This window comes from Thalassospiraceae bacterium LMO-SO8 (assembly GCA_031655335.1).
Taxonomy (GTDB): Bacteria; Pseudomonadota; Alphaproteobacteria; order Rhodospirillales; family Casp-alpha2; genus UBA1479.
In genome coordinates, this window is record CP134226.1 from 2,298,156 (window position 1) to 2,317,469 (window position 19,314).

Annotated in this window: 23 protein-coding genes; 10 read left to right on the top strand and 13 right to left on the bottom strand. The window is 65.9% G+C overall.

Annotated features, from left to right (window positions below; translation table 11 throughout):
- Positions 1 to 129 precede the first annotated feature (129 nt).
- The gene (locus RJ527_11115) at positions 130 to 450 is read left to right on the top strand and encodes a PilZ domain-containing protein (GenBank protein WND74589.1); all 321 of its coding nucleotides are present in this window, start codon (positions 130 to 132) and stop codon (positions 448 to 450) included.
- Between the two features lie 3 nt (positions 451 to 453).
- On the opposite strand, the gene RJ527_11120 is transcribed toward RJ527_11115, so the two are convergent.
- The 5 genes from RJ527_11120 to RJ527_11140 all read right to left on the bottom strand — a co-directional run bounded on the left by RJ527_11120 (position 454) and on the right by RJ527_11140 (position 4,694).
- A complete protein-coding gene (locus tag RJ527_11120) occupies positions 454 to 1,344 on the bottom strand; it encodes an alpha/beta hydrolase (GenBank protein WND74590.1) in 891 nt (296 codons plus the stop codon).
- Between the two features lie 14 nt (positions 1,345 to 1,358).
- A complete protein-coding gene (locus RJ527_11125; protein WND74591.1) occupies positions 1,359 to 2,135 on the bottom strand; it encodes an SDR family NAD(P)-dependent oxidoreductase in 777 nt (258 codons plus the stop codon).
- A gap of 3 nt (positions 2,136 to 2,138) precedes the next feature.
- On the bottom strand, positions 2,139 to 3,803 hold the full coding sequence (locus tag RJ527_11130; GenBank protein WND74592.1) for an acyl-CoA synthetase: 1,665 nt from the start codon (positions 3,801 to 3,803) through the stop codon (positions 2,139 to 2,141).
- Positions 3,804 to 3,896: 93 nt separating this feature from the next.
- Positions 3,897 to 4,376 (bottom strand): hypothetical protein, encoded by a 480-nt coding sequence (locus RJ527_11135; protein ID WND74593.1) that lies wholly within the window; start codon positions 4,374 to 4,376, stop codon positions 3,897 to 3,899.
- An 81-nt stretch (positions 4,377 to 4,457) separates the two neighbouring features.
- The gene (locus tag RJ527_11140; protein WND74594.1) at positions 4,458 to 4,694 is read right to left on the bottom strand and encodes a hypothetical protein; all 237 of its coding nucleotides are present in this window, start codon (positions 4,692 to 4,694) and stop codon (positions 4,458 to 4,460) included.
- Between the two features lie 331 nt (positions 4,695 to 5,025).
- Between RJ527_11140 and RJ527_11145 the strand changes: the two genes are divergently transcribed.
- The gene (locus RJ527_11145) at positions 5,026 to 5,934 is read left to right on the top strand and encodes an EamA family transporter (GenBank protein ID WND74595.1); all 909 of its coding nucleotides are present in this window, start codon (positions 5,026 to 5,028) and stop codon (positions 5,932 to 5,934) included.
- Positions 5,935 to 5,946: 12 nt separating this feature from the next.
- Here the strand turns inward: RJ527_11145 and RJ527_11150 are convergent, their stop codons facing one another.
- A complete protein-coding gene (locus RJ527_11150; GenBank protein WND74596.1) occupies positions 5,947 to 6,354 on the bottom strand; it encodes a hypothetical protein in 408 nt (135 codons plus the stop codon).
- 208 nt (positions 6,355 to 6,562) lie between these two features.
- Between RJ527_11150 and RJ527_11155 the strand changes: the two genes are divergently transcribed.
- On the top strand, positions 6,563 to 6,973 hold the full coding sequence (locus RJ527_11155) for a histone H1-like repetitive region-containing protein (GenBank protein ID WND74597.1): 411 nt from the start codon (positions 6,563 to 6,565) through the stop codon (positions 6,971 to 6,973).
- Between the two features lie 220 nt (positions 6,974 to 7,193).
- Here RJ527_11155 and RJ527_11160 read toward each other — a convergent pair whose 3' ends face one another.
- A complete protein-coding gene (locus RJ527_11160; protein ID WND74598.1) occupies positions 7,194 to 7,856 on the bottom strand; it encodes a histidine phosphatase family protein in 663 nt (220 codons plus the stop codon).
- Positions 7,853 to 8,668, bottom strand: a complete 816-nt coding sequence (kdsB, locus tag RJ527_11165; protein WND74599.1) for a 3-deoxy-manno-octulosonate cytidylyltransferase — start codon at positions 8,666 to 8,668, stop codon at positions 7,853 to 7,855. The genes RJ527_11160 and kdsB overlap by 4 nt, the downstream gene beginning before the upstream one ends.
- Before the next feature lie 225 nt (positions 8,669 to 8,893).
- On the opposite strand from kdsB, the gene RJ527_11170 reads away from it, so the two are divergent.
- The 3 genes from RJ527_11170 (at position 8,894) to RJ527_11180 (ending at position 11,577) form a co-directional block, all read left to right on the top strand.
- Positions 8,894 to 9,274, top strand: a complete 381-nt coding sequence (locus RJ527_11170) for a hypothetical protein (GenBank protein ID WND74600.1) — start codon at positions 8,894 to 8,896, stop codon at positions 9,272 to 9,274.
- A 170-nt stretch (positions 9,275 to 9,444) separates the two neighbouring features.
- On the top strand, positions 9,445 to 10,149 hold the full coding sequence (locus RJ527_11175; protein WND74601.1) for an SDR family NAD(P)-dependent oxidoreductase: 705 nt from the start codon (positions 9,445 to 9,447) through the stop codon (positions 10,147 to 10,149).
- Positions 10,150 to 10,158: 9 nt separating this feature from the next.
- Positions 10,159 to 11,577: a tetratricopeptide repeat-containing glycosyltransferase family protein gene (locus tag RJ527_11180; protein WND74602.1), complete on the top strand. Its 1,419-nt coding sequence runs from the start codon at positions 10,159 to 10,161 to the stop codon at positions 11,575 to 11,577.
- On the opposite strand, the gene RJ527_11185 is transcribed toward RJ527_11180, so the two are convergent.
- The 3 genes from RJ527_11185 to znuC are packed head-to-tail and all read right to left on the bottom strand — an operon-like array spanning position 11,574 to position 13,723.
- Positions 11,574 to 11,999 (bottom strand): Fur family transcriptional regulator, encoded by a 426-nt coding sequence (locus tag RJ527_11185; GenBank protein ID WND74603.1) that lies wholly within the window; start codon positions 11,997 to 11,999, stop codon positions 11,574 to 11,576. The two genes, RJ527_11180 and RJ527_11185, sit on opposite strands and share 4 nt — an antisense overlap.
- Entirely contained in the window at positions 11,992 to 12,795 is an 804-nt protein-coding gene (locus tag RJ527_11190) for a metal ABC transporter permease (GenBank protein ID WND74604.1), read from the bottom strand. The genes RJ527_11185 and RJ527_11190 overlap by 8 nt, the downstream gene beginning before the upstream one ends.
- Complete coding sequence (gene znuC / locus RJ527_11195; protein ID WND74605.1) at positions 12,785 to 13,723, bottom strand: zinc ABC transporter ATP-binding protein ZnuC; 939 nt, start codon at positions 13,721 to 13,723, stop codon at positions 12,785 to 12,787. Before znuC ends, RJ527_11190 begins: the two co-directional genes overlap by 11 nt.
- Positions 13,724 to 13,828: 105 nt before the next feature.
- On the opposite strand from znuC, the gene RJ527_11200 reads away from it, so the two are divergent.
- Together RJ527_11200 and RJ527_11205 are read left to right on the top strand one after the other, a co-directional pair.
- Positions 13,829 to 14,785: a zinc ABC transporter substrate-binding protein gene (locus tag RJ527_11200; GenBank protein WND74606.1), complete on the top strand. Its 957-nt coding sequence runs from the start codon at positions 13,829 to 13,831 to the stop codon at positions 14,783 to 14,785.
- Positions 14,786 to 14,941: 156 nt separating this feature from the next.
- Positions 14,942 to 16,324: a hypothetical protein gene (locus tag RJ527_11205; protein WND74607.1), complete on the top strand. Its 1,383-nt coding sequence runs from the start codon at positions 14,942 to 14,944 to the stop codon at positions 16,322 to 16,324.
- A gap of 6 nt (positions 16,325 to 16,330) precedes the next feature.
- On the opposite strand, the gene RJ527_11210 is transcribed toward RJ527_11205, so the two are convergent.
- Both RJ527_11210 and RJ527_11215 read right to left on the bottom strand, forming a co-directional pair.
- A complete protein-coding gene (locus RJ527_11210; protein WND74608.1) occupies positions 16,331 to 17,125 on the bottom strand; it encodes an SDR family NAD(P)-dependent oxidoreductase in 795 nt (264 codons plus the stop codon).
- A gap of 57 nt (positions 17,126 to 17,182) precedes the next feature.
- Positions 17,183 to 17,998, bottom strand: a complete 816-nt coding sequence (locus RJ527_11215) for a winged helix-turn-helix domain-containing protein (protein WND74609.1) — start codon at positions 17,996 to 17,998, stop codon at positions 17,183 to 17,185.
- Positions 17,999 to 18,014: 16 nt separating this feature from the next.
- Here RJ527_11215 and RJ527_11220 point away from each other — a divergent pair, with 16 nt between their 5' ends.
- Entirely contained in the window at positions 18,015 to 18,956 is a 942-nt protein-coding gene (locus RJ527_11220) for an EamA family transporter (protein ID WND74610.1), read from the top strand.
- Positions 18,957 to 19,047: 91 nt separating this feature from the next.
- Positions 19,048 to 19,266: a DUF1127 domain-containing protein gene (locus RJ527_11225; protein WND74611.1), complete on the top strand. Its 219-nt coding sequence runs from the start codon at positions 19,048 to 19,050 to the stop codon at positions 19,264 to 19,266.
- Positions 19,267 to 19,314 lie beyond the last annotated feature (48 nt).

Below are 19,314 nucleotides of genomic sequence, written 5' to 3' on the forward strand. Positions count from 1 at the left end.
TGGGCCGGGAAATTTACCTTGTTTTCGGCGCCTGTCAGGGAGGGATCAGGCTTCTGGCCCAGAATGTGCTTCATAAGATGAAAACGACGGCTCTTGAGGGCGGGATCTTTGATGCTAAGGATAACCGCCATGATGTTGAACGAACAAAAAGATTCCCGCAGAAACCCCCGTTCCGTCGTGCATGGGAACGTGGAGGTCAACGGCGGCGGCCCTTACCGGGGCGGCAAGCTGCACGACATGTCCGTGGGTGGGGCATCGGTTCTCTATCCCGAGGGAAGCCAAGCCCAAGATAATCCGGTTCAGGTCGATGACGAGATCTTGCTGGTCATTCGCGGCCGCGCCAAAGTGCCGGGACGCGTGGCCCGCGTGTTCGATGGCGGATTCGCCGTGGCATTCGACTGGTCCCTGAATATCGAGCACGACCGCTTTCTGAAAGACCGGGATAACTGAGTCCTAGGTCCGGTCCTGGGCCGGGGCCACGCCGCTGAAGCCCACCGTCGACATGTCGCGCAGCGGCCAGGACCCTTCCGCGACCCATTGGTGAAACCGCTTGATGCGCAGGTTGAAGGCGGCGGGTTCCTCCAGATTCAACAGATGCCCCGATTTCGGCACGACCTCCAGCCCGGCGCCGGGCATGGTGCGTTTCAGCCACAGGTTGATGTCGAGCACCGGCTCGTCCTCGTCCCCGACCATGAACAGGACGGGCGTCGACGACGCGGCCAGCTGATCCCGGAAGGTATAGAGCGACGGCCGGCCGCCGACGATTTGACGGAGCACGTGGGCGGCGCCCGTGACGTCGTGTTCGGCAAGCTCGTCGCGGAATTTTTCCCAGGCCCCGATGTCCTTGCGCTTCAATTGCAGGCGCGTCGGCCCGCCCGCGAAATCGTCGGCGGGAAAGCCGTCGGCGCCGGCGATGGCGTCGGCCAGGCGCTGGGATTCGGCGCGGTAGCCGGGATTGTCCTCGGGGTGCGAGCCCGATCCGCCCGACGCCGCCGTCAAGGTGAGAACCCGGTCCGGATGGCGCAGTGCCAGCATCAGGCCCGTATAGGCGCCCATGGACAGGCCGACCACATGGGCCTTGTCGATGCCCAGGTGGTCGAGCACCGCGCGCGCGTCCTCGGCCACGATGTCGTGGGAATAAGCGGCGGGGTCGTCCGGGATGCCCGACGGCGTGTAGCCGCGGGACGCGGTGACGATGCAGCGGTTGGTCTTGGCGAAGGCCTCGACCTGGGGCTCCCAACTTCGAGGGTCGCCGCCGTATTCATGGAGAAACAGGATTGCCTCGCCCACGCCCTCGTCGGCGTAATACAGCGTCGTGCCGTCGTCGGCGGTGGCGAAGGGCATGGCGAAATCCTTTTCTACAGCGTGTTGACGAGGTGGCCGCCGTCGACGGCGACAACCTCGCCGGTCATGAAGTCCGATGCGTCCGACGCCAGCAGCAGCAGGGCACCATCAAGATCCTCCGGCTTGCCGAAGCGGCGCTGGGGAATGCGTTTCATCAGCGTCTGGCCGCCCTCGCTTTCCAGGAACTCCCGGTTCAGGTCCGTCTCGATGTAGCCGGGGGCGATGGCGTTGACGCGAATCCTGTGGCGCGCCCATTCGAGCGCCAGAGACTTGGTCATCTGAACAATTCCCGCCTTGGACACCGCATAGGGCATCACGCCGCCCGCCTGACGCAGGCCCAGGACGGAGGCGACGTTGACGATGGTGCCCGGCCGGCCGGCGGCGACCATGTCCTTGGCCGCGCGCTGGGCCACGGTCCAGGCACCGGTCAGGTTGGTCGCCATGGTCTGGTCCCAGGTCGCGGGATCGAGATCGATGGCCGGGCCGGTCGAGGCAAGACCCGCATTGTTGATGAGGATCGTGACCTGGCCCAGGGCACGGTCGGCGGTCTCGAAGGCGTCGGCCACGGATTCCCGGTCGGTCACGTCCATTTCCACGGCCAAAGCCTGTCCGCCCGCCGCGGTGATCGCATCGACCGTTTCGGCGAGCTTTTCCCGCCGCCGGGCGCAGCAGGCGACGGCGGCGCCGTGGGCGGCCAGCACTTCGGCGAAACGGCGACCCAGGCCAGACGAGGCCCCGGTGACCAGGGCCACCCGGTCGGCCAAAAGGTCGTCGCGGAAAAAGCGGGTCATGACTTAAATCTCCTGGTCGGTGTCGTTGGCGCGGTCGCGCAACACGAACTTTTGGATCTTGCCCGTCGACGTCTTGGGCAGGGGACCGAACACGACATGGCGCGGCGCTTTGTAATGGGCCATGTTGGCGCGGCACCATTCGATGATGGCGGCGGCGTCGATGCGGTCCTCCGCGCCCGGCTTCAGGGTGACGAAGGCGCAAGGTGTCTCGCCCCATTTTTCGTCGGTCTTGGCGACCACGGCGGCTTCCATCACATCGGCATGGCGGTAGAGGCATTCCTCGACCTCCAGCGACGAGATGTTCTCGCCGCCGGAAATGATGATGTCCTTGGACCGATCCTTGATTTCCACATAGCCGTCGGCATGCAGGACGGCAAGATCGCCCGTGTGGAACCAGCCGCCCTGGAACGCGGCCTCGGTCGCGGCCGGGTTCTTCAGATAGCCCTTCATGATGGTGTTGCCGCGCAGCATGATCTCGCCCATGGTTTGGCCGTCGGCGGGCACGGTTTCCATGGTGTCGGGGTTCATCACGGTCTGGCCGGACACGGTGGGATAGCGCACCCCGGCGCGGCTGATCTTCTGGGCCTGGGCATCCGGGTCCAAATCGTCCCAGGCGTCCTGCCAGGCGCAATAGGTCGAGGGCCCGTAGGATTCCGTGAGCCCGTAAAGATGGGTCACGCGAAAGCCCATCTTTTCCATGCCCGAAATCACCGCCGAGGGCGGCGCCGCGCCGCCGGTGAACACCTGCACTTCCTGATCGAACGTCCGCTTCACGTTGTCCGGCGCGTGGATCAGCATGTTGAGCACGATGGGTGCACCACACATATGCGTCACGCCGTGTTCCGCGATCATGGAAAAGATCAGGGCCGGATCGACCCGGCGCAGGCAGATGTGGGTCCCCGCCGCCGCGGTGATCGACCAGGGATAGCTCCAGCCGTTGCAGTGGAACATGGGCAGCGTCCACAGATAACGCGACCGGCGGTCCAGCTTGGAGACGAGGGCGCCGCCCATGGCGGTCACGAAGGCGCCCCGGTGGTGGTAGACGACGCCCTTCGGGTTGCCCGTGGTGCCGGAGGTGTAATTGAGCGAGATCGCCTGCCATTCGTCTTCAGGCGGATGAACCGGGAACTCGGGATCGCCGGTCTTGAGGAACGCCTCGTAATCCATGTCGCCCAGATGCCCGCCCCGGGTGCCGCCCTGGGCTTCGGTTTCCGCGTCGTCGATGTCGATGACGGGAATTTTCCGGCCGAGCTTGGCGAGTGCGTCCTTGATGACGGGTGCGTGTTCCCGGTCGGTGATCAGCAGCTTGCTTTCCGCATGGTCCAGGATGAAGGCGATGGTCTGCGCGTCGAGCCGCGTGTTCAGCGCGTTCAGCACGCCGCCCGCCATGGGAATGCCGAAATGCGCTTCGAGCAGTTCCGGCGTGTTCGCCCCCATGACCGATACCGCGTCGCCTCGGCCGATGCCGCGTGCGGCGAGCGCCCCCGCAAGCCGGCGGCAGCGGACCAGCATCTCGGCGTAGGTGATGCGCCGGGGGCCGTGGATGGCGGCGACCTGATCGGGATAGACTGACGCCGCCCAGGCAAGGAAGCTCAGCGGCGTTTGCGGCTGATGATTGGCCGGGGTGCGTTCCAGGCCTTGTTCGAAGATGTTGTCCGCCCTGCTCACGGGTGGGTGTTCCCCCGTTCGTTTCCTGTTGTCGGCTCAACAGATACCACCGGGCCGCCGCCCCGCAAAGAGGGTGGGGTGCCGCGCGGCCTTTCAGGGGGCGTCGGTGCAGGTCGATTGCGGCGGAAGTTTCCCGGCTTCGACCTTGTCCACGGTCACGCTCTGGATCAGGTTCCCGTTCAGGGCAAGGTTGAATCGCCGACGCAGGTGTTCGGGCAGAGCCCTGGTCAGATCCGTCCGCAGTTCGTCGACGTCGGAATAGCGAATGGTGACGTCGTTGGTGACGGTCGATACCAGACGCGGGGCCAGACGGCAGACCAGATCCCTTTCTGCGCGGCCAGGAACCGTGACCGATACGGACAGCATGACGATATCGCCGGCCCCTCGTTTGTATTTCAGGCTGTAGCCGCCCAAACGTATGGGGATCGCCTGAATGCGGAGGGTCTGGGGGCGTTTGAACTCTTTGTTTTCCAAAGCCAATTTCTGGTCGGTCATCAATCCAGTCAGCAGGACGGCACCCAGAATGGTTCCGGTAACGCCGCCGGCAACGGCGAGGCTCTTGTAGAAATTCACGTGCTGGACATCCTCGATCGCACCCTCCCTTCCCTCAAAGATGTCTGGCTGGATCGGCGATGAAATGGGGTGAGACAGGCGTTAATTGGTCTGGTAGCGGTAGAGCCCCTTGGTGTTGATGGTATCCACGGCGTAGGCCAGATCGGCCATTCCGCGCAGCAGGGCCTGGGCCCGGTCGGGCGGCACGTGGATCAGGCTGTCGTCGGGATCGCTGGCATGAAAGGCATCCATGGCCACGCGATAGCGGCTGCGCTCGGTGATGATGAAAAGGTCGGGGTTCGCCTTTGACCGCAGGACAATCAGATCAGAGTCGGCCATGGCGCGTCCCTTTTTGGTTTTCAAGGCGCCGACGCGGTTGTCAGCGGGTGGCGCCGAGGATGGTGTTGTGGGCAAGGGCCACTGTAGTATCGGTCTGCCTGCCGATCCGGTACGCGTGAATGCAATGGTACGTATTTAGATGCATTGATGCTAATTAGTCGCAATATACGAGCGCGTTAGCAACATTTTTATATGCAAAATAAGACAAAATAATTTCGCCGTCGCGGCCAAAGCCCATATCGGCGGTCGCGCCGGGCGGGAAAATTGCATTTCCTGATGGGGGTGAACGGGGTATGGATGAAAACCCACCCCGACGAAGGCCCCCCAACACATGGAACTCTGGATACCGATCACCGTCCTGGCGGCATTTCTTCAGAATGCGCGTTCGGCGTTGCAGAAGCATTTGAAGGGGCGGCTCTCGACCCTGGGCGCGGCCTATGTCCGCTTCCTTTATGCCATGCCCTTTTCGCTGGTCTATCTGTGGGGGCTGCACGAAATCGTGGGCAAGGATCTGCCCGTGTTCAACACCACCTTCCTGATGTACTGCGTGCTGGGCGGCGCCAGCCAAATCATCTTCACCGTGCTGTTGCTGTACCTGTTTCAGTTCCGCAACTTCGCTGTCGGGACGACCTTTTCCAAGACCGAGGTATTCCAGGTCGCCGTTCTGGGGTTTCTCATTCTCGGCGACACGGTGACCACCACCGCCGCCGCCGCCATTGCGCTGGCGGGTGTCGGCGTCGTCGTGCTGTCGGCGGGCCAGTCCAAGGTGTCGCTGAAGGCGCTGATATCCGGGGTGACGGAAAGGGCGACGGTGATCGGGCTTGTCTGCGGCGCCTTCCTGGGCGCGTCGGTGGTGTTCTTCCGGGGGGCGGCGCTGTCGCTGAAATGGGACGACCTAGCGATGACGGTCGCCTATACCCTCGCGGTGTCGCTGGTCATCCAGACGATCGCCATGGGTGCCTACCTGGCGTGGAAAGAGGCGCCGACCTTGAAGGCCGTGTTCGTCCATTGGAAATGGTCGGCCGCGGTGGGGGCGGTGGGCATGGCGGGGTCGGTCGCCTGGTTCCTCGCCTTCACCATGCAGAACGCGGCCTATGTCCGCGCCTTGGGGCAGATCGAACTGGTCTTTACCTTCGCGGCGTCGATATTCTTTTTCAAAGAGAAGGTGACCCGCCTCGAAGTGATCGGCATCGCCCTGATCATTCTGGCGATCCTGCTGTTGATTCTCAGTCGGGCGTAGGCGTGCCGGCGCTTAGTGGAACTCTTCGACCTTCATCTTGATGAGAAGCTTGCCCTTCTCGTCGATGCCTTCCATCAGGCGCGCGGTGAAAGAAACCTTGGCGCCGGTCTTGGCGGTCTCCAGGTTGTCGACGCCGATGTTGACGAACAACTCCGGTCCCGGCGCGCCGTCCATGTCGACCAGCATGCCGGCGGCGGGGGCGTAATCGTCTTCGTGCCATCTGCGGGTTTCCGTGACCGTGCCCGTCCATTTCACCAGCTTGTTGTCGAGGCCCTTCACATAGGCCTTGAAGCTGTCGGCGCCTTTCGCCAATTCCTGCGCGGCTTGATCGAAGGTCAGCGTGCTGGGCTCTTTCTTGCCGCATGCGGCGAGCCCAAAAGCAGTGGCTGCTGCGAGGGCAATAACGAGTGACTTGTGCATGAACGCTCTTCCCCATTGTCCAGTTTCAGCGTGTCGATTCGCGCGGAAGTCGCGCCGCTTGATAAGCGAGTTAGAACGCAAAATCTAGCATTTTGGCTGGCTGAATAAATGGTACATGGATCGTAAAGGATAAAAATGTCATATTTACTGGTGGCGCGGCCTGTGAATACTCGGGCCGCATTTGTTCAACGATTAAGGGGGGCATGCAATGGCCGGACCTCAGAAAACAGTTTCTAAAAAGCCTGCGGCAAAGAAGCCGGCGGCAAAGCCCGCGACGGCCAAGAAGCCCGCTGCGAAAAAGCCGGTGGCCAAAAAAACCGCGGTGAAGAAAGCTGCTGCCAAGAAGCCTGCGGTGAAGAAGGCGGCTGCCAAGAAGCCTGCGGCGAAGAAGGTGGCTGCCAAGAAGCCTGCGGTGAAGAAGGCGGCTGCCAAGAAGCCTGCGGTGAAGAAGGCGGCTGCCAAGAAGCCCGCGGCGAAGAAGGCGGCTGCCAAGAAGCCCGCGGTGAAGAAGGCGGCGGCCAAGAAGCCCGCGGTGAAGAAGGCTGCTGCCAAGAAGCCTGCGGCGAAGAAGGCGGCGGCCAAGAAGCCCGCGGCCAAAAAACGCGCAGCAAAGAAATAAGTACGACTGGCGCGTCCGGCCCTTTTTAGGGCCGGATGATGCCGTCGACTGTTTCGGTGTCCGATCCCGCAATCACGCGGAATTTTCCCGTCGTGTCAGGGGCTGTTCCATCCTTGCATCGCCGCTCTTGATCTGAGAGGGCGAGCGGGGGGGTGATGTCTTGTTGCGTCACGGGCCGAACACGGCGGTGATGGGAGTTCATTCGTCATCCCGGCGGGGATCAGTGTACGTTGGGCAATGGCGTGCCAGCCTTGACGTTCCAGAACAGGACGCGGGCGTTCTTGTCCGTGATGTCGAGCAGCGACGCCGCCCCCGTCGCCATTTTGGCCTTGCCCGCCGCCTGATGGCCGGCGAGGCCCTCCGGGGTCAGATCCAGGAAATAGCGCAGAATACCGTTGGAAGAACAGATCAGCGCTGTTTCGTCCGCGCCAAGCCGGCCCGCCAGTTCTGCGGTCAGATTGCGGAGGTTGCGCGTCACCGTCTCGGCGCCGGGCATCCAGCGGGCGGTTTCCGTCGGCCAGCGGCTTTCGTTCTCCCAGGCGGCGAGTTCACGCGCCGCCGCCGGGCCGAAGCGAGCGACGATGTCCTGATCGCTCATCCCGCCCCAGGGGCCGTAATCGATTTCCGTCAGCCGTGGGTCGATCTCGGCCGCGCCCGAGGCGGCAAGATCCTTCATGACGATCTCCGCATGCCGACGGGTGCGGTTGAGCGGTCCGCAGACGAACAATGTGGGACGGATAGCGGCCCCCTTCAGTTCAGTGGCCAGCGCATGGGCCTGATCCTCGCCCGTGGCGGTCAGGGGCAGGTCCTCGTTGGCGCCGACGCGAACCGGCGTCTCGCCTGCTTCGAAAGTGTTGCCGTGGCGGACCAGCAGAAGTTTCATGAACGGACGGCGCCCGTGCCGTCATAGGCGGTCAGCAGTTCGCCCTCGCGGGCGATCAGGTCTTCGGCGGCGGCCAGGTCGGCGGGGCTATCGACGGACCAATGGGTGCGCCCGGCATAGTCCACGGGCACGACGCGGATGGGGATGCCGTTCTCCAGGGCGCGCAGCTGCTCCAGGCCTTCGGTCTTTTCCAAAGTGCTTTCCGGCAGATCGACCAGCCCGGCCAGGGTCTCGCGCCGGTAGCCGTAGATTCCGACATGACGGTGGACCGGCGCGGCGGCGGTACGGCGAAAGGGGATGATGGCCTTGGAGAAGTAGAGCGCGTTCGAACGGTTATCCAGGACAACCGTGGTGCCGCTGGCCGGGCTGTCCTTTTTGTGGGCTTCGAGGGCGGTGAGCTGCGCGTCGCTCAGCGCTACCGCCGGCGTGGCGATGCGAACCTCCGGATCGGCAAAGGCGCCGGCAACGGCGGCGATCACCCAGGGCGGGGTCAGCACGGCATCGCCTTGCAGGTTGACGATCACATCCGGCGGGCTGTTCATGGCCTGGGCCGCGGCATGGGCCCGCTCCGTGCCGTTGCGGCAGTCGGCGGGCGTCATCACCGCCTCGGCGCCGAATGCGGCGGCGGCCTCAGCGATGCGCGCGTCGTCGGTGGCGATGCAGACGTTGGTCACGCCCTCGGCCGCACAGGCGAGCGCCCAGACGCGCTGCACCATGGGAACCCCGGCCACGGTGGCCAGCGGCTTGCCGGGAAAGCGGGTCGAGCCCCAACGGGCGGGAATGACGACGACGGTCCTGAGACCCTGGGACATGGGGTTTCTCCTCGGCCTCTTTTCTATGTCAGGCCCTCGCCGCAAACAACAGCGGACAGCATTCATTTCAGCCCGAACGCGAGATGGATAAAATTTGAAGGAAATTTTATTCAAGTAAATATGAAATATATTCAAAAATTATAAACAAATAATATAATTGTTTACCACCTAGACTAAAGTAATAATTAAGCAAGTATTGTACGGTTGCGCAGTTGGGGCGGGGCAATGAGTATTCTGAAAAAACTTGTCGCCGACGTGGCTGCGGAAATCCACGGCGTCCTTTCCGGAAACCGGAAGACCGCCCCGGCCGCCCGTGCGGCCAACAGGGATGAAGACAGGAATTTCGCCCCCGTCACCGCCCGTGGTGACGCGGCAGGCGATACGGCGCTCGCTCTTCGCTCATCCAACGAAGAGCCCCGGCCCGGGGACCGCGGTCTGCTCCCCGGCACCGCCCGCCCCGGGCCGGGAACCTATCCAGCCCCAACGGATTCCGGCGCGGCCCAGGGCATTCTGGGCGATGTCGACTGGGACGTGCTGGCCGGCGGCGACGCCGCCGTGCGCATCCTGGGCGACGACGGGCGCCTGATCGAGCGCGGGCGCGACTGACGCGACGCGTCGGGCGCGTCTTCGGGGTCCGCGCGATTCTGAAATCCCATCCACCAGCGAAATTTCCGGTCACGGCGCCGAACGCATGTGTGATCGGCCCCACGCGGGCTGGACGCTGACCGGCGGCGGGGGGTAAAGGTTGAGGGAAACCGGAAGGGAGGACGGCAGAGATGACGGATGGAAAGCGCGCGCTTATCGTCGGCGCCGGCGCGGGGCTCAGCGCCGCCGTGGCGCGGCAACTGGCGGCGGACGGCTGGCGGGTTTTCCTGAGTGCGCGGAACACGGCCAAGCTGGAAAGTCTCTGCGCCGAAATCGGGGCGACGGCCCATGCCTGCGACGCCACGGACCCGGACCAGGTCGCGGCCCTGTTCGCGGCTCTCGACCAATCCGGCGATGCCCCCGCCTTCGTGCTGTACAACGCCTCGCGCCGCGCCCCCGGCGCCGTCACCGATCTGGACCCGGTCGAGGTCAAGACGGCCATTGAGATTTCCGCCTTCGGCGGCTTCCTGGTCGCCCAGCAGGCGGCGCGTCGCATGCTGCCGGCGGGCGAAGGGGCGATCTTCTTCACCGGGGCGTCCGCCAGCGTGAAGGGCTATCCCCGGTCGTCCAGTTTCGCCATGGGCAAGTTCGCCCTGCGCGGCCTGGCGCAGAGTTTGGCCCGTGAACTGCACCCGCAGGGAATCCACATCGCGCATTTCGTGATCGACGGCGGCATCGCCGCCAAGCACCGGGACGGGCGGCAGAACACGGCGGACCAGCCGGACAAGTGGCTGGAACCCGACGCCATCGCCGAAACCTACATGGCGGTCCTGAAGCAGCATCGCTCCGCCTGGACCTGGGAAGTCGAAATCCGGCCCTGGGTCGAGACCTTCTAGGGCCGCCGGGTGGCCGACATCGCAACCCTGTTCAAGCAGGCCGAGGCCGCCTGGCGCGCGGGCCACGGCGCCGAGGCAAAGGCGGCGGCCGAACAAGTCCTGGCCGACGACCCGGCCCATGCCGGGGCCCTGATGATTCTGACCAACCTGTGTTTCGCCGCCGGCGACGTCGCGGGGGCGCGGCCCCATCTGACGCGTCTGGCGGCCCTCATGCCCGACGAGGTGATGATCCGCAACAACCTGGGCCGCGCTTGCCTTGCCGCGGAAGACCTGGGCGCGGCCGCCGAGGCGTTTGCGGCGGTCCTACAGACCGAGCCCGCCAACGCCCGGGCTCTCGACGGGTTGGGCATCGTGCGTCATCGGCAGGGCGATTATGTGGCGGCGGCGGATCTGCACGGCCGCGCCGTGGCGGCGGACCCGGAGTTCGCCGCGGGCTGGTGTAACCTGGGCATCGCCTGCACGGACCTGGGCCGCTACGCGGACGGGGCGGCGGCCCTCGACCGCGCCCTGGTCCTCGATCCAGAAGACGCGCGGACGCGTTTCAACAGGTCTGTCCTGCATCTGATGGCGGGGGAGACCGCCGCCGGCTGGCCGATGTACGAGGCGCGCCTGGCATTCCAGAACATCGCGAAACTGCGGGGGGCGCGCTGGAACGGCGAACCCCTCGCGGGTGAACGCGTGCTGCTGATCCCTGAACAGGGGTTCGGCGACGTCATTCAGTTCGCGCGCTTCGCCTCCCGGGTGCGGGACCGGGGCGGCGTGCCCGTGCTGGCCGTGCCGGGGCCGCTGACGGCCTTGATGGCGGCCCAGGGCTGGGACATCGACATCGTCGATGCCGCCGCCCCGCCGGAAGCACCCCTGTGGTGCCCGCTGATGAGCCTGGGGGCGGTGCTCGACCTGACGGCCGGCGACATTTCCGGCGCGGCCTATCTGTGCGCGCCGTCCATCGATAACGGGCAGAATGCGGGGCCGCGCGTCGGGCTGGCCTGGGCCGGCAACCCGACCCACCGCCGTGACCGGGCGCGCAGCCTGCGCCTTGCCGAGCTCGCCCCCTTGTTCAATGTCCCGGGCATCCGCTTCGTCAACCTGCAGGTCGGGCTCAGGCCCGACGACGCGGCGGAGATGGCCCGGCGACCGGACCTGTTCGCCGAGACGCCGGGGCTCGGGACCTTTGCGGAAACGGCGGCGGTCGTCGCTGGGCTCGACCTTGTGATCAGCGCCGACACGGCGGTCCTGCATCTGGCGGGGGCGATGGGGCGGCCCGTCTGGGGTTTGTTGCCCTTCGTGCCCGACTGGCGCTGGGGTCTGTCCGGCGAGACGACGCCCTGGTACGACAGCCTGTGTCTTTACCGTCAGCCTGCCTTGGGCGACTGGCGGTCCGTCGCCACGCAGGTTGCGGCGGACCTGGGCCGGCTCGGAAAGGGCTAGGGGGCGGCGGCCCGCGCCGCGCAGTCGGGGCAGCGGCCGGTCATTTCCACCCGCACGTTGTCGACGGCGAAGCCCTGGTCCCGCGCGCGCCCGGCAAGATGGGTTTCACAGGATTCCAGGTGAACCTCCAGGGTGCGTCCGCAATCGGTGCAGATGAGAAATCCGGTCGCGTGGTCATGGGGGCCGTGATCGCAATGGATGAAGGCGTTCAGACTTTCGATGCGGTGGACCAGGCCCCGGTCCATCAGTTTGTCGAGTGCGCGGTAAATGGTCAGGGGTGCCTTCATGCCGGCCTTGCGGATGGCCGGCAGGCCCAGGACGTCATAGGCCGTAAGCGGTTTGTCCGCGCCCTTCAGCGCCGTCAGCACGGCCTGCTGATTGCGGGTCAGGGCCGGGCCGTCGAGATGCACATGGTCAACCATGGTCGAGCGCCTTTCCGTGCCAGGGAATCAATCCGATCAGAAACAGGGCCAGGGCCGCGACGACGATGGTCGGACCCGCCGGGGTGTCGGCGGCGACGGCCGCCCCCAGCCCGCCGGCCACGGCCAGGGCGCCGATACCCGCCGCGATCATCGCCATGGATTCCGGTGTATGGGCAAGCCGCCGCGCGGCGGCGGCGGGGATGATGAGAAGGGCGGTGATCAGCAGGATGCCCACGATCTTCATGGCGATGGCGATGACGCCGGCCAGCAGCAGCATGAAGATCAGACGTTGGCGCGCCGGGTTCATGCCCTCGGCCGCGGCCACGTCGGGGGCCACCGTGGCGGCCAGAAGCGGCCGCCAGATGCGCAGCAGAACGGCCAGGATCACGGCGCCGCCGCCCCAGATCAGGATCAGGTCGTTTGTGCCGACGGCCAGGATGTCGCCGAACAGATAGCCGAACAGATCAAGGCGCAGCCCGGTCATGAACCCCATGACCACCAGACCCACGGCCAGGGCCGAATGGGACAGCAGGCCAAGCAAGGTGTCCGTCGCCAGGCCGCCGCGCCGTTCCAGCGCCAACAGGGCGAGGGCGACCAGCACCGAGACGACGAATACGCCCAGCGTCGCGTCGATGTCGAAGGCGATGGCCGCCGCAGCACCCAGCAGCGCCGAATGGGCCATGGTATCGCCGAAGTAGGCCATGCGCCGCCACACCACGAAGCAGCCCAGAGGGGCCGCCACCAGGGCGACGCCGATGCCGGCCAGGGCCGCGCGCAGAATGAACTCACTGACCATCGGTGGCGCTCGCGGGGTCGATGGGATGGATGTCGTCGGCGTCATGGCCGGAACCGTGATGACCGTGATCGTGTTCGTGCTCATGGTCCAGGCGGCACACGGCGCCGTCGCCGTGGCTATGGGCCGCCGGGTCGCGGCTGGCCAGGGGGATGACCTCGCCGTCCGGGCCGTGGGCATGGTCGTGATGATGCTGGTAGACGGCCAGGGCCTCGACCGCGCGGGGGCCGAACAGGCGGCGGTACTCGGGGTCGGCGGCGACGGACTGCGGCGTTCCGGCGCAGCACACGTGATGGTTCAGGCACAGCACCCGGTCGGTTTCCGCCATCACGAAATGCAGGTCGTGGGAGATCAGCAGAATGCCGCAACCCAGTTCGTCGCGGATGTCGCGGATCAGTTCGTACAACGCCACCTCGCCGGCGAAGTCGACGCCCTGGACCGGCTCGTCCAGGACCAGAAGGTCGGGTCGGCGCAGGATCGCGCGGGCCATCAGGGCGCGCTGGAACTCGCCGCCGGACAGGCGCTGCACCGCCGCGTCGGCGAGATGGCCGACCCCGGCGCGGGTCAGCGCCCGGGCGATGGCGTCGTCGTCCGCCGGCCCGGTCATGGTCATCAGGCGCCTGACGGTGAAGGGCAGGGTATCGTCGATGGTCAGGCGCTGTGGGACATAGCCGACACGCAGGGCCGCCGCGCGCTCGATCCTGCCCGCGTCGGGCCGCAGCAGGCCCAGCACGACCTTGGCCGTGGTCGATTTGCCGCTGCCGTTGGGGCCGATCAGGGTGACGATCTCGCCGGGGTTGAGGGTCAGGTCGACACCCTTGACCAGCCACTCGCCGCCGCGCTTGACGCCGATGCCCGTGGCGCGGAACAGCACGCGGCCGGGTGTACCGGGGGTGATGTCGGGGGCGACGGCGCGGGCGGTTCGGGGCATGGCCAGCAGGTTCCTGTTTACTTGCGCGGGCGGGATCGTGTAAGTCACACCCGGCCACGAACGTTACATTATAACATTTCCGGACGAAAGGCGGAACATAGTCCAATGAGCGCCCCTGTCAATGCCGGCCACGCCCGTCCGCGTGCTGCGTTTGTCCCGCTGATCCTGCTGCTTGCGGTGCTGTGTGCGCCGCGCCCCGCCGGGGCCGACCTGCGGGTCACGGCCTCCATCGCACCGCTGCATTCTCTGGCCGCCCAGGTGATGGCGGGCGCCGGCGCGCCGCGGCTGTTGATTCCGGCCGGCACGTCGCCGCATGGTTTCGCGCTATCCCCGTCGCAGGCCGGCATGCTGGCCGAGGCCGAGGTCGTGTTTTGGATCGGCGGCAGGCTGGAATCCGCCCTGGCCAAGCCGATCGCCACAATCGCCAAGGCGGCCCGGGTGGTCGCCCTGTCGCGTGCATCGGGCCTTGTCCGCCTGCCCGTTCGCCATCTTGGCGGCGACGATCACGATCATGGCCATGACCATGGTCAGGGGGCGAATGCGGACGACCCCCATTATTGGCTTGATCCGGAAAACGCCAAGGCGATGCTTGCCGTCATTGCCGATACCCTGATCGCCGCCGATCCGGCGCGGAAGGATATCTACGCCCGCAACGCCGCCGCCGCGCGGGACCGGATCGATGCCCTGACCGCCGATTTTATGGGGCGTTTGGCGCCGCTCAAGGATCGGCCCTTCATCGTCTTTCACGACGCCTATCAGTATCTGGAGTATCGCTTCGGACTGACGGCCCGGGGCATCCTTGCCGTCGATCCGGATCGCCCGGCGGGGGCCCGCCACATCGCCGAACTGCGGGCGCGCATGGTCAAGTTGAACGCCGCCTGTCTGTTCACGGAGCCGCAGTTTCCGTCGCGTCTCGTCACGGCGTTGATCGAGGGGACTCAGGCGCGGATCGGCGTTCTCGACCCCCTGGGTACTGGTTTCGCGCCCGGCCCGGACCTCTACGGGAACATGATGACGGCCAATCTGCGGGCCTTCGAGGGATGTCTGGGCGCCCGGCCCTAAGCATTTTCGGACCGGAAATGGGTTTGGCGCCGTCGCGGCCTGTTCTATGCTCTCTCTCGGCGCCGTCGGCCCATTCGCAACATCGACAAGGCCGGCACCTTGAACCGGCCATCATACGGCGGCGTCCTTGGGGGCAGCATGTAAGGGTGAGCTGCCATGTCGTCTGGGTATTTGACGCGTGCCGAAGGTCTGTTTCGGATACTTCCCGCCGTTTTGCTGATCGCGGGCGGGCTGTCTCTGTTTGCGCCCGCCGCCGCCGCGGAAGAATTCGCGACGGTGCGCATGCGGCCCCAGGCCATGCCCTTCGTGACGCCCGACAACAAGATCGTGAAGCGGATCGTGAATTTCTTCATGACCGTGACCAAGGAGGCCGTGCGCGAGGTCTGCGCCAATCAGGCCGAGGTCAAAAGCATCTTCCTGGTCAATACCTACAACCGCCAGCTCGCCGATGCGAAATGGCAGTACGACATGATGAACCTGGCGAGCGATCTGTACCGTGCCCTGGAGCCCATGTTCGGGCGCGAGAAGCTGGTTGCCGTGCATCTGTCGCTCGGCCGCACGGAAAGCAGCCGCCCGACCAACCAAATTCAAAAACGCCTGGAACAACTGGAAGACTGCACCACCGTGCGGTCCCTGCCGGGCGACGCGGTCACCGCGCGCTACAGCGACGCCATGGCGGCGCCCGTGCGCTCGCTGGCGACCGACGCGTCGAAGGCGACGGCCCCTGACGCGGCGAAGACATCGGCGGCGTCCGCCGAGGACACCGACAAGCCGTTCGAGACGCATCCGCAGATGCGCGCGGCACCCGAGCCCGAGATCGATCTGACCAAGACCGAGATCAAGGCGCCGCCGCCCAAGGGCAAGCCCGGCGCCTGCAATTTCGAGATTTCCGACCTGTGGCAGCCGGCCTGGGTCGAACTCGACAAGGAAAGGTTCCGGTTCGCCCGGGCCTTCACCGTCGATGCGGACGCCAACGGCAGGGTCGATGACGTGTCCTTCGTGCTCAAGCGCGAGGACGACAGCGAGCTGACGACCACCTATTTGAGCCTGCACAGCACCAGGGGCAACGCCGAGATCCGTCACCTGACCCTGGCCGATCCGTTGATGATCTTCCGACTGTGTCCCGGCAGTCACGATTTTCCCATGCCCGGCGCGGTCATGAAGGAGGCGGCGAAGATCGAGCGGCCCGACCTGGCGGCCGAGGTCATGGCCCGGATCAAGGGTGAGGTTCCGCCGCCTGTCGCCGAACCGGATGCCGTCGATTTCTGGCGTTGGGTCGCGGCCGTCGTCGCCATCACGGCGGTGGTTCTGGCGGTCGCGGTGCTGCTTGTCTTCTATCTGATGATGCGCAGCGACCGGCGCCGCAAACGCGACCGCCGCAAGAAAAGAAGGCGCAAAGGCGATCGCCGCCGCAGGGATGACGGCCCCAAGGGCGCCGAACGGCGCAAGGGTGGGGATCGCCGCGAAGACGAAGACCGCCGCGAGGAAGGGCCCCGCCGGAAACAAACCGACCGGCGCGGCACCACCGCCGACGATTGACGCCCCTTATCCGATTCTCGACGAAATCCCGCCGTCCACGGGCAGCAGCACGCCGGTAATGTATTGCGCTTCGTCGGAGGCCAGGAACAGGGCCGCGTTGGCCACGTCCCAAGCCGTGCCCATGCGGCCGTACAGCGGCACCTGGGCGTCGCGTTCCTCGCGCACGACCTTGCGGTCGACGCCGCGTTCCTGGGCCCGGCGTTCGATCGCCATGGGGGTGTCGATCAGGCCCGGAATGATGACGTTGGCGCGGATGCCGTAAGGCGCGTTCTCCATGGCCAGCATGTGGGTCATGGTGTTGATGGCGCCCTTGGACGTCTTGTAGGCGATGGTGCCGCGCGAACACAGGGATGAGGTCGAGGAAATGTTGATGATCGACCCGGATTTCTTTTCCCGCATCACCGGCAGGACGTGCTTGCAGGTCATGAACATGGCCTTCAGGTTGAGCTCGAACAGCTCGTCCCACATCTCGGCTTCAAGCTCGGTCGTCGGCTTGTCGCCGCGCGACCGGCCGACGTTGTTGTGCAGCACGTCGATGCGGCCATAGCGGTCGGCGCAGGTCGTGGCGATGGCGCGGCAGTCGTCCTCGCGGCGGATATCGGCCCGCAGGGTCGATCCCTTGCCGCCGGCGTCGGTGATCATCTTCAGGGTGTCGGCTGCGCTGGCTTCGTCGTAGTCGACGACCAGGACGGTCGCGCCTTCCTGGGCGAAGCGGAGGGCGGTGGCGCGACCGTTGCCGATGGTCTCGCCGGCCTGCTGCCCGCCACCGACGACGATGGCGATCTTGTCTTTCAGTCTCATGCGTGGATGCTCCCGGGGATGCTTTTTTTGTATACAATGCCGGGAGTATAGACAGCCTTATATCGGGTGGTCGATGGCGAAGGTGTCCTTCAATCCGCGCTGTCCCTCGGGCGTGACCTGGATCACCCGGCTGTCGCGGACGCGGACGACCCAGCCCAGTTCGAACAGCCGGTCGGACAAGCCCTTGCCCAGGGCGCCCGCGATATGGTGGCGCCGCTCGCTCCAATCCAGGCAGGGCCTGCAAAAACAGCGCTTCTGCTGGCTGAGTCGATCCAGGTCGATCCCGAACCCGGCCAGCATGTCGCGGCCTGCCGGCGTGACGACGCCGCCGTCGGCGGCAAGGTCGATGGCCCCCCGGTCGGTCAACGCATCGGCCAGGGATACCCCCAGAACGCCGGCCAGATGGTCGTAGCAACTGCGCGCCATGCGCAGGTCCCTGTCCATGCGGCTTTCCGGGCGGATGCGCCGTGGCGTGTCGACGGCACAGACCACCTGCATGCTTTCCAGCATGGCCGCCACGGTGGGCGACGACAGGCGGAAATAGCGATGACGGCCCTGTTTCTCCATGGTCAGCAGGCCCGCGGCCTGAAGCTTCGCCAGGTGGCTGCTCGCCGTTTGCGGCATGATCCCGGCGCACCAGGCAAGCTCGCCCGCCGTCAGCGCTCGTCCGTCAAGCAACGCCGTCAGCATCTGCGCGCGTGTCAGGTCGCCGACCAGATTGCCGATCTCCGCCAAATTCATTGCGTTCACCGTCGTCATGGGACGATTGTAGCCGCCGCCGGGCCTGACCGCACGCAGACATGCTTCGGTCTCGGCCGAAGTGTTCTCCGGCAGGATTGCCCCGGATGCGTGCCAGACTGCGTCGTCCCGCAACCGTTTCGGATCTCCCATGACAACACCCTCTGTCGCGCCCCTTCCCACTCCTCGCGCATCCCTGGATTTGGCCGTGAACCTGGGCCTGCTGGTCCTTCTGGCGTCCCTGTGGGGGGCGTCCTACAGCTTCATCAAGGTCGGGATCGAGACGATCCCGCCGATCACCCTGATCGCCGGGCGCACGGCCATCGCCGGCATGGTGCTGCTGATGGTCATGCGCGCCCTCGGTCTGCGCATGCCGCGCGACGCGGCGTCCTGGCGGTCGTTCATGGTGCAGGCCTGCCTCAACAGCGTGCTGCCGTTCACGGCCATCGCCTGGGCCGAGCAGACCGTGGACGCATCGTTGGCGACGATCCTCAACTCGACCTCGCCGATCTTCATCTTTCTGCTGGCCATGGTCCTACGGCTGGAGGGGGAGCGGACCTTGCGCAAGTTTCTTGGCGTCGCCTTCGGCTTCGCGGGGATCGTGCTGGTGATCGGCACGGACGCCCTTGAGGGCCTCACGCGTGAGCTGATCTCGCAGCTCGTCATCGTCGGCGCCACGGTGTGCTACGCCGGGGCCGCCGTGTTCGGGCGGCGGTTTTCCGGGATGCATGCCATCGTTCCGGCGGCGGGATCGATGATCGCCGGCGGGGCCGTGCTGATCCCGGCCAGCCTTGTGATCGACCGCCCCTGGACGCTTTCGGTGTCAACGGATTCGATGCTGGCGTTGCTGGGCTTGTCCGTGCTGTCGACGGCGCTCGCTTTCGTCATCTATTTTCGCCTGCTCAAGTCCCTGGGGTCCGTCGGCACGGCGGCGCAGGCCTATCTCAGGGTTCCCATCGGGGTTGCCTTGGGCGCGCTGGTGCTGGGCGAAACGCTGCCGCTCAGCGCCTGGGCGGGCATGGCCTGCGTCATTGCCGGGGTCGCCGCCATGACCTTGCCGGGTTGGCGCGGGGGGCGGCCTTTGTCCTCCTGAACCTTCGGTCGCGGACGAAGCGATCGCGCGTGACCCCGCCGCTGCCCGGCGGCACCATCGGCCGATGATTTTTCAACGAAGGAACCGGCCGATGTTCGATGGAATTCCCGATCCTTGTGATCTTGAACAGGCGCGCCGGGCCGTGCGGCGGCGGCCGTGGCGTATCCGGCTGACCGCCTGGCTGCGCCTCTGCCGGGATAAGGCGCGGCAGAGGCGGGCGCTCGCCCGGTTGGACACGCGCTTACTGACGGACATCGGCATCAGCCCTGCCGAGGCCGCCCGGGAGTGCGCCAAACCGTTCTGGCGATGATGGAGACTTGCGCGGTCCGGCCCGCCCGTCCTCTAATGCCGTCGGGGG

Bases quoted from the DNA above. Each gene is read 5' to 3' on its own strand.
- RJ527_11115 (WND74589.1), top strand. From the start codon at position 130: ATGATGTTGAACGAACAAAAAGATTCCCGCAGAAACCCCCGTTCCGTC.
- RJ527_11120 (WND74590.1), bottom strand. From the start codon at position 1,344: ATGCCCTTCGCCACCGCCGACGACGGCACGACGCTGTATTACGCCGAC.
- RJ527_11125 (WND74591.1), bottom strand. From the start codon at position 2,135: ATGACCCGCTTTTTCCGCGACGACCTTTTGGCCGACCGGGTGGCCCTG.
- RJ527_11140 (WND74594.1), bottom strand. From the start codon at position 4,694: ATGGCCGACTCTGATCTGATTGTCCTGCGGTCAAAGGCGAACCCCGAC.
- RJ527_11145 (WND74595.1), top strand. From the start codon at position 5,026: ATGGAACTCTGGATACCGATCACCGTCCTGGCGGCATTTCTTCAGAAT.
- RJ527_11150 (WND74596.1), bottom strand. From the start codon at position 6,354: ATGCACAAGTCACTCGTTATTGCCCTCGCAGCAGCCACTGCTTTTGGG.
- RJ527_11155 (WND74597.1), top strand. From the start codon at position 6,563: ATGGCCGGACCTCAGAAAACAGTTTCTAAAAAGCCTGCGGCAAAGAAG.
- RJ527_11160 (WND74598.1), bottom strand. From the start codon at position 7,856: ATGAAACTTCTGCTGGTCCGCCACGGCAACACTTTCGAAGCAGGCGAG.
- kdsB (WND74599.1), bottom strand. From the start codon at position 8,668: ATGTCCCAGGGTCTCAGGACCGTCGTCGTCATTCCCGCCCGTTGGGGC.
- RJ527_11170 (WND74600.1), top strand. From the start codon at position 8,894: ATGAGTATTCTGAAAAAACTTGTCGCCGACGTGGCTGCGGAAATCCAC.
- RJ527_11175 (WND74601.1), top strand. From the start codon at position 9,445: ATGACGGATGGAAAGCGCGCGCTTATCGTCGGCGCCGGCGCGGGGCTC.
- RJ527_11185 (WND74603.1), bottom strand. From the start codon at position 11,999: ATGGTTGACCATGTGCATCTCGACGGCCCGGCCCTGACCCGCAATCAG.
- RJ527_11190 (WND74604.1), bottom strand. From the start codon at position 12,795: ATGGTCAGTGAGTTCATTCTGCGCGCGGCCCTGGCCGGCATCGGCGTC.
- znuC (WND74605.1), bottom strand. From the start codon at position 13,723: ATGCCCCGAACCGCCCGCGCCGTCGCCCCCGACATCACCCCCGGTACA.
- RJ527_11200 (WND74606.1), top strand. From the start codon at position 13,829: ATGAGCGCCCCTGTCAATGCCGGCCACGCCCGTCCGCGTGCTGCGTTT.
- RJ527_11205 (WND74607.1), top strand. From the start codon at position 14,942: ATGTCGTCTGGGTATTTGACGCGTGCCGAAGGTCTGTTTCGGATACTT.
- RJ527_11210 (WND74608.1), bottom strand. From the start codon at position 17,125: ATGAGACTGAAAGACAAGATCGCCATCGTCGTCGGTGGCGGGCAGCAG.
- RJ527_11220 (WND74610.1), top strand. From the start codon at position 18,015: ATGACAACACCCTCTGTCGCGCCCCTTCCCACTCCTCGCGCATCCCTG.
- RJ527_11225 (WND74611.1), top strand. From the start codon at position 19,048: ATGTTCGATGGAATTCCCGATCCTTGTGATCTTGAACAGGCGCGCCGG.